The sequence below is a fragment of the Streptomyces recifensis genome (genome assembly GCF_002154615.1).
Classification (GTDB): Bacteria; Actinomycetota; Actinomycetes; order Streptomycetales; family Streptomycetaceae; genus Streptomyces; species Streptomyces griseoluteus.
The window spans coordinates 1-7,212 of sequence record NZ_MUNH01000284.1; the positions used below are offsets into that span (position 1 = coordinate 1).

General features: G+C 73.7%; 6 protein-coding genes and 1 pseudogene. 4 read left to right on the forward strand and 3 right to left on the reverse strand.

All coding sequences use genetic code 11. The features are described 5' to 3' along the window. From CCN33_RS16595 to CCN33_RS16605, 3 genes and pseudogenes are all read right to left on the reverse strand, one after another. Window positions 1-449 (reverse strand): annotated as a pseudogene (locus CCN33_RS16595) (transcriptional regulator); the annotation flags it as partial. After that, a complete protein-coding gene (locus tag CCN33_RS16600; protein ID WP_086694378.1) occupies window positions 446-835 on the reverse strand; it encodes a hypothetical protein in 390 nt (129 codons plus the stop codon). The pseudogene CCN33_RS16595 and the gene CCN33_RS16600, both read right to left, overlap by 4 nt. Window positions 836-1,030: 195 nt before the next feature. Then, complete coding sequence (locus CCN33_RS16605) at window positions 1,031-2,431, reverse strand: type III PLP-dependent enzyme domain-containing protein (RefSeq protein WP_086694379.1); 1,401 nt, start codon at window positions 2,429-2,431, stop codon at window positions 1,031-1,033. 146 nt (window positions 2,432-2,577) lie between these two features. Here CCN33_RS16605 and hutU point away from each other — a divergent pair, with 146 nt between their 5' ends. The 4 genes from hutU to CCN33_RS33020 all read left to right on the forward strand — a co-directional run. After that, window positions 2,578-4,242 carry a urocanate hydratase gene (hutU, locus tag CCN33_RS16610; RefSeq protein WP_086694380.1) on the forward strand — a complete coding sequence of 555 codons (1,665 nt, stop codon included), beginning with the start codon at window positions 2,578-2,580 and terminating at the stop codon, window positions 4,240-4,242. 59 nt (window positions 4,243-4,301) lie between these two features. Continuing rightward, complete coding sequence (locus CCN33_RS16615) at window positions 4,302-5,504, forward strand: allantoate amidohydrolase (protein WP_086694382.1); 1,203 nt, start codon at window positions 4,302-4,304, stop codon at window positions 5,502-5,504. After that, complete coding sequence (locus tag CCN33_RS16620; protein ID WP_086694381.1) at window positions 5,501-6,838, forward strand: formimidoylglutamate deiminase; 1,338 nt, start codon at window positions 5,501-5,503, stop codon at window positions 6,836-6,838. The genes CCN33_RS16615 and CCN33_RS16620 overlap by 4 nt, the downstream gene beginning before the upstream one ends. 47 nt (window positions 6,839-6,885) lie before the next feature. After that, window positions 6,886-7,212, forward strand: a 327-nt coding sequence (locus CCN33_RS33020; protein WP_244173831.1) for an amidohydrolase family protein, incomplete at its 3' end; no start/stop codon positions are given.

The following is a 7,212-nucleotide window of genomic DNA, read 5'->3' on the forward strand; positions in this document are numbered from 1 at the left end:
GGCACCGAGGGCAGCGGGCCCAGGCGGGGCGCGCCGTCGTAGCGGAACCGGCCCGGTGTGCTGCTCGGCGCCAGGGCGAAGTACCCGGCGTCGTACAGCGCGTCCAGGTGGCACAGCTCCAGCGCGCCCTCGGGGAGCAGCCCGGCGTCGAGCAGCAGCCGGGCGGCGTCCGCGGGGCTCGTGGAGTACTCGGTGGCGCGCCGCCAGGCGGTCGCGGCGAGGGTGCCGTGGGCCGTGAGGAGCACGCCGAGGCCGGGGGCGAGCGGACTCTCGGCGTGCACCACTCTGCCCTGGGCCAGGTAGAGCGTGCCGTGCTCGCGGACGAGGACGCCGGTGGCCTCCTCCTCCGCCAGCCGTCTGAGCATCGGGGACAGCGCGCCCGCCGCCACGTCGCGCTGGTCGCTCCGGTCCCGCACGGGCAGCGGCGGGGGTATGTCCACCACGGTCATCCCAGCACCAGCCGGTCGGCCATCTCGCCGAGCCTGATCCGGGCGAGCGCGAGATTGCCCTCCGCGCGGCCCACCCACAGATGGAGGAAGACACTGCTGTCGAAGGACGTGTCCACGAAACGCAGCAGGTGATAGCTGTCGTGGTTGCTGACGATCACGTCCTCGACGGGCGGCCGCCCGTCCTCGCTCTCCCCGCCCGAGAAGGCGCCGTGCTCGGCGGCCAGCCGGGCCAGTTCGGCGGCCTCGGCGGCCGTGGTCTCGTGGTCACCGCCGGGCGCCTCGCCGACCGTCCCGAGGGCCAGTCCGCTGGTCCAGTCCACCAGCGCCGCCCCCCGGGCGCCGGGCAGCCGCATGGCTTCCAGTAAGCATTCGTCGATTCCGGGCACCGTGGGCTCCCCTCCCCGCCTGGGTCTCCGGCTCAGTGACACTGACACTACGCAACGTGTGCGTGACGGGTGAGGGCTTTGGCATTTTCCGTTGGAACGTGCGCCCGGCGCCCTAGCGTGGGTTGATTGGCCTGCGTTGCACGGAAGTCGGGCCCTTTGTCCGTGGGCCTTTGTCCTCCGCGTGGAGTTCCGGTGTCAACGGCTGCCGGGCGCGTCCAGGGTGGTGAGCGCGTCCGCGTGCGCCCCTCCGGACTCGGCCACGATCTCCGCCACCGTCTGCGGCTCGCGCACCACCGCGAACTCCACGCCCCCGGCCCCGTCCGGCACGAAGCCGTAAATGCCCGGCCGCGCAAGGGAGTTGTACGAGTAGTGGTGGGCGAAGTAGTAGGCCCCGGTGTCCAGCACGGCCGCCAGGTCACCCTGCTCCAGCACGGGCAGCGAACGCCCCTCGGCGAGCAGGTCGCCGGAGAAGCAGGCCGGCCCCGCCACGTCCTGCACCACCTCGGGGCCGGACTTGGGCAGACCCCCGGCGTCGTACGCGGCGACCCGCAGCGGCCACTGCGCGGGGGCGTACACCGTCCGCGCGGCCACCTGCACGCCCGCGTGCGTCACCGCGATCCGCCGGCCGCCCGCGCTCTTGGCGTACTCCACCCGCGCCAGCACCGTGCCGTGCTTGGCCAGCAGCGACCGGCCGAACTCGGTCACCAGGCCGTACCGCCCGTCGAACAGCCCCGGCACCTCGGCGGCCAGCAGCCGGGCGTAGTCCGCGTACGTCGGCGCGGTCGCCTCGGCCGTGAAGTCGACCGGCAGCCCGCCGCCGATGTCCAGGGTGTCGATCTGGCGCCGCCCGGCCCGCTCGTTGACCTCCTCCGCCAGCGCGTACGCCTCCGCCACGCCCCGCGCCATCAGCGGCAGCGGGATGCCCTGCGAGCCGGTGTGCGCGTGCAGCCGGGTCAGCCAGGGCCGCTCCAGGTACGCCCGCACCACCCACTCCCTGGCCCCCTCGTCCAGCAGTGCCACCCCGAACTTCGAGGTCGGCGTCGCCGTGGAGGTCGCCCCGATGCTCCCGCCGCCCACCTGCGGGTTCACCCGGATGCCGAGCGGGGAGCCGGTGGACCCGGCCGCCACCAGGGCGTCGATACGGGCCAGCTCCTGCGGGTTGTCCGCGTTGACGGCGACCCCCAGCGCCAGCGCCTCGCGCAGCTCGCCCGGCGTCTTGGCGGGGGAGTCGAGCACGGTCCGCGAGGCGGGCACCCCGGCCGCGCGGGCGAGGGCCAGCTCGCCGGGGCTCGCCGCCTCGGCGCCCAGGCCGGCCGCGTGCAGCAGGCTCAGTACGGGGACCAGCGGGGCCGCCTTCACCGCGAAGGCGTGCAGCACCGGGGTGCCCGGCGCCACCACCGCCTCGAACGCGGCGTGCAGGGCCGCCGCCGACTGCCGGATGCCCGCCACGTCCAGCAGTGCGGCCAGCGGCGCGTCGGGCCCGAGCAGGCCGCCGGTCACGGCGCCCCGCACGGCGGCGTCCCGCCGGGCGACACGCGCGGCGGCCTCCCGCTCCCGCGCGTCGGTGCCGTCGTGCTCCACGGTCTCCTGTGCCACGGTGTGCCCTCGTCCCTCTCGCTCGCCCCCGTTCACGGTTCCAGCCAAACATTCCCGACGCGCGGGCGATGGCACCCGGTACCTATTGACTAGCTCTATTCACGACTGGACTATGTGAATAGAGACAGCAACAGGAGGAGCACACGATGTCGGGACCCCGCCCCGTACGAGCACCGCGCGGCACGGAACTGAGCGCCCTGGGCTGGCAGCAGGAAGCCGCCCTCCGGATGCTCCAGAACAACCTCGACCCCGAGGTCGCCGAGCACCCCGACAAGCTCGTCGTCTACGGCGGCACCGGCAAGGCCGCCCGGGACTGGCGCTCCTTCGACGCCATGGTGCGCACGCTGCGGACGCTGAAGCAGGACGAGACGATGCTCGTCCAGTCCGGGCGTCCGGTCGGCGTCATGCAGACCCACGAGTGGGCGCCGCGCGTCCTCATCGCCAACTCCAACCTGGTCGGCGACTGGGCCAACTGGGAGGAGTTCCGCCGCCTGGAGGCCCTCGGCCTCACCATGTACGGCCAGATGACCGCCGGTTCCTGGATCTACATCGGCACCCAGGGCATCCTCCAGGGCACCTACGAGACCTTCGCCGCCGTCGCCGCGAAGAAGTTCGGCGGCACCCTGGCCGGCACCATCACGCTGACCGCCGGACTCGGCGGCATGGGCGGCGCCCAGCCGCTCGCCGTCACCATGAACGACGGCGTGGCCATCTGCATCGACGTCGACCCCCGCGCCATCGAGCGCCGCATCGAGCACAAGTACCTCGATGTGAGGGCCGACAGCCTGGAGCACGCCCTCCAGCTCGCCACCGAGGCCCGCGACGCCCGTCGCCCGCTCTCCATCGGCGTCCTCGGCAACGCGGCCGAACTGGTCCCGCAGCTCCTCGCCATGAGTGCCCCCATCGACATCGTCACCGACCAGACCTCCGCGCACGACCCGCTGGCCTATCTCCCGGTCGGCGTCGACTTCGAGGACATGGCCGACGCCGCCGCGAAGGACCCGGCCGGGTTCACCACCCGCGCCCGCGAGTCCATGGCCCGGCACGTCGAGGCGATGGTCGGCTTCATGGACGCGGGCGCCGAGGTCTTCGACTACGGCAACTCCATCCGCGGCGAGGCCCAGCTCGCGGGCTACGACCGCGCGTTCGCCTTCCCCGGCTTCGTCCCCGCCTACATCCGGCCGCTGTTCTGCGAGGGCAAGGGCCCCTTCCGCTGGGCCGCGCTCTCCGGCGACCCGGCCGACATCGCCAAGACCGACCGTGCGCTGCTGGAGCTGTTCCCGGAGAACGAGTCCCTCGCGCGCTGGATCAAGATGGCGGGCGAGCGGGTGCACTTCCAGGGTCTTCCGGCCCGGATCTGCTGGCTCGGGTACGGGGAGCGTGACAAGGCCGGGGAGCGGTTCAACGACATGGTGGCCAGCGGTGAGCTCGCCGCTCCGCTGGCCATCGGGCGGGACCACCTCGACTGCGGGTCCGTCGCGTCGCCCTACCGCGAGACCGAGGCGATGCTGGACGGGTCCGACGCCATTGCCGACTGGCCGCTGCTGAACGCCATGGTCAATGTGGCTTCCGGTGCCTCCTGGGTCTCCATCCACCACGGGGGTGGTGTGGGGATGGGCCGGTCCATCCACGCCGGGCAGGTCAGTGTGGCGGACGGGACCGCGCTGGCGGGGGAGAAGATCCGGCGGGTGCTGACCAACGACCCCGGCATGGGTGTCATCCGGCACGTGGACGCGGGGTACGACATCGCGGAGTCCGTCGCCGAGGAGCGCGACGTCCGGGTGCCCATGCGTGAGGGTGGCGACGCGTGAGGCACGGCTCCGCGGCGGGGGCGGAGGGGGCCTCCGCCCGCGCGGCTTCCTTCCAGGAGATGTGGGCCGAGCTGCTTCCCGTCGGGCGCAGCTCCGCCTCCGGGGGCTACCGGCGTTACGCGTGGACCTCCGCCGACGCCGAATGCCGGGCCTGGTTCCAGGAGCAGGCCGAGGGACGCGGGCTGGCCTACGAGGTGGACCGGAACGGGAACCAGTGGGCCTGGCTCGGTGACCCCGCCGAAGGGGATGCCGTCGTCACCGGGTCGCATCTCGACTCCGTGCCCGACGGCGGGGCCTTCGACGGGCCCCTGGGAGTCGTGTCCGCCTTCGCCGCGCTGGACGAACTCCGGCTCAGGAACGCCACGTTCGACCGGCCCCTCGGGATCGTCAACTTCGGGGACGAGGAAGGGGCCCGGTTCGGACTGGCCTGTGTGGGGTCGCGGCTGGCCGCCGGGCAGCTCACCGTCGAGCAGGCGCATCTGCTGACCGACGGGGACGGGATCAGCCTGCCGAAGGCGATGGCGGCCGCCGGTCACGACCCCGACGCCATCGGTGCCGACCCCGAACGCCTCGCCCGTATCCGCGCGTTCGTCGAGCTGCACGTCGAACAGGGCCGCGCGCTGGACCTGTCCGGCGACCAGGTCGGCATCGCCAGCTCCATCTGGCCGCACGGGCGCTGGCGGTTCGACTTCCGGGGCGAGGCCAACCACGCCGGCACCACCCGGCTCGCGGACCGGCGCGACCCCATGCCGACCTACGCCGAGACCGTGCTGGCCGCCCGGCGGGAGGCCGAACTCGCCGGTGCCGTGGCCACCTTCGGCAAGATCTCCGTGGAGCCCAACGGGGTCAACGCCATCCCCTCCCTGGTGCGGGGCTGGCTGGACTCCCGCGCCCCCGGCCAGGAGGCGCTGGACACGGTCCTCGACGGGATCACGCGGGCCGCGCGGGAGTACGCCGACGCCCACGGCATCGACCTGGACGTGGTCCGGGAGTCCTTCACCCCGGTCGTGGAGTTCGACCACGCCCTGCGTGACGAGCTCGGCCGCCTGCTGGGCCGGGACACCGGGCTGACGGTGCCCGTGCTGGGCACCGGCGCCGGGCACGACGCCGGGATTCTCTCCGGGAGCGTCCCGACCGCCATGCTGTTCGTGCGCAACCCCACCGGCGTCTCGCACTCCCCGGCCGAGTCCGCGACCGAGGACGACTGCGTGGCCGGGGTGCGCGCCCTCGCCGACGTACTGGAAGGACTGACCCGCAGGTGACCCAGGGAACCTACTGGTTGGAGCACGCCTGGCTCGGCAGCAATGTCGAGCCGGGGGTGCTCGTCGAGGTCGCGGACGGCCGCGTCACCACCGTCCGCACCGGCACACCCGCCCCGCCGCCCGGCGCCGAGATCCTGCGCGGCCTCACCCTGCCCGGCCTCGCCAACGCGCACAGCCACGCCTTCCACCGGGCCCTGCGCGGCACGGTCCAGGTGGGCTCCGGGACCTTCTGGACCTGGCGCGAGGTGATGTACTCCGTGGCCGACCGGCTGACCCCGGACACCTACCACGCCCTCGCCCGCGCGGTGTACGCCGAGATGGCCCTCGCCGGAATCACCTGCGTGGGGGAGTTCCACTACCTCCACCACGCCCCCGGCGGCACGCCCTACGCCGATCCCAACGCCATGGGCGAGGCTCTGATCGCGGCCGCCGCCGAGGCCGGCATCCGCATCACCCTCCTGGACACCGCGTACCTCGCGGCGGGCTTCGGCGAGCCCCCCAACCACCACCAGCTCCGCTTCTCCGACGGCACCGCGGACGCCTGGGCCGAGCGCTGTTCCGTTCTCAGGGCACAGGAGCACGCGCGGATCGGCGCGGCCGTCCACTCCGTACGGGCCGTGCCCGCAGCCCAGTTGGCGACCGTCGCGGGCTGGGCCCAGGAGCGGCGGGCCCCGCTGCACGTCCACCTCTCCGAGCAGACCGCCGAGAACGACGCCTGCCTCGCCGCGCACGGCGTCACCCCGGCCCGGCTGCTCGCCGACCACGGCGTGCTCGGGCCGCGCACCACCGGTGTGCACAACACCCATCTGACCGGCGAGGACATCACCCTGCTCGGCGGCTCGGGCACCGGCACCTGCATGTGCCCCACCACCGAACGGGACCTGGCCGACGGCATCGGGCCCGCCGCCGCCCTCCAGGGCGCGGGCTCCCCGCTCTCCCTCGGCTCCGACAGCCACGCCGTCATCGACCTGCTCGAAGAGGCGCGCGCGATGGAGCTGGACGAGCGGCTGCGCACCCGCACCCGCGGTCACTGGACCGCGGCCGCGCTGCTGCGCGCCGCCACCGAGGAGGGCCACGCGGCGCTGGGCTGGCAGGAGGCGGGCGCCATCGAGCCAGGGCGCCTGGCCGACTTCACGACCATCGCCCTCGACTCGGTCAGGACGGCCGGACCGCCGCCCCGTCTCGGCGCCGAGACGGCCGTGTTCGCGGCGAGCGCGGCGGACGTCCGGCACACGGTCGTGGGCGGCCGCCAGGTCGTACGGGACGGGGCGCACACGCGTGTGCCCGATGTGCCCTCGGCCCTCGCCGACGCGATCGGCGCCCTGCGCGACTGACCCCCACCGGCACCCCCACCGGCACGACTGAGGACACCGAGCACACCATGAGCAGCAGCACCGTCATCACCAACATCGCCACGCTGGTCACTAACGACCCCTCCCTCGGTGACGATTCCCCTCTCGGACTCATCCAGGACGCGGCCCTGGTCGTCGAGGGCGAACGCGTCGTGTGGGCCGGTGAGTCGAGCAAGGCACCCGCCACCGACCAGCGCGTCGACGCCGGTGGAAAGGCGGTCCTGCCGGGCTTCGTGGACTCCCACTCGCACCTGGTCTTCGCCGGGGATCGCACCGCCGAGTTCAACGCCCGCATGTCCGGCCGCCCCTACAGCGCCGGCGGCATCCGCACCACGGTCGCCGCCACCCGCGCCGCC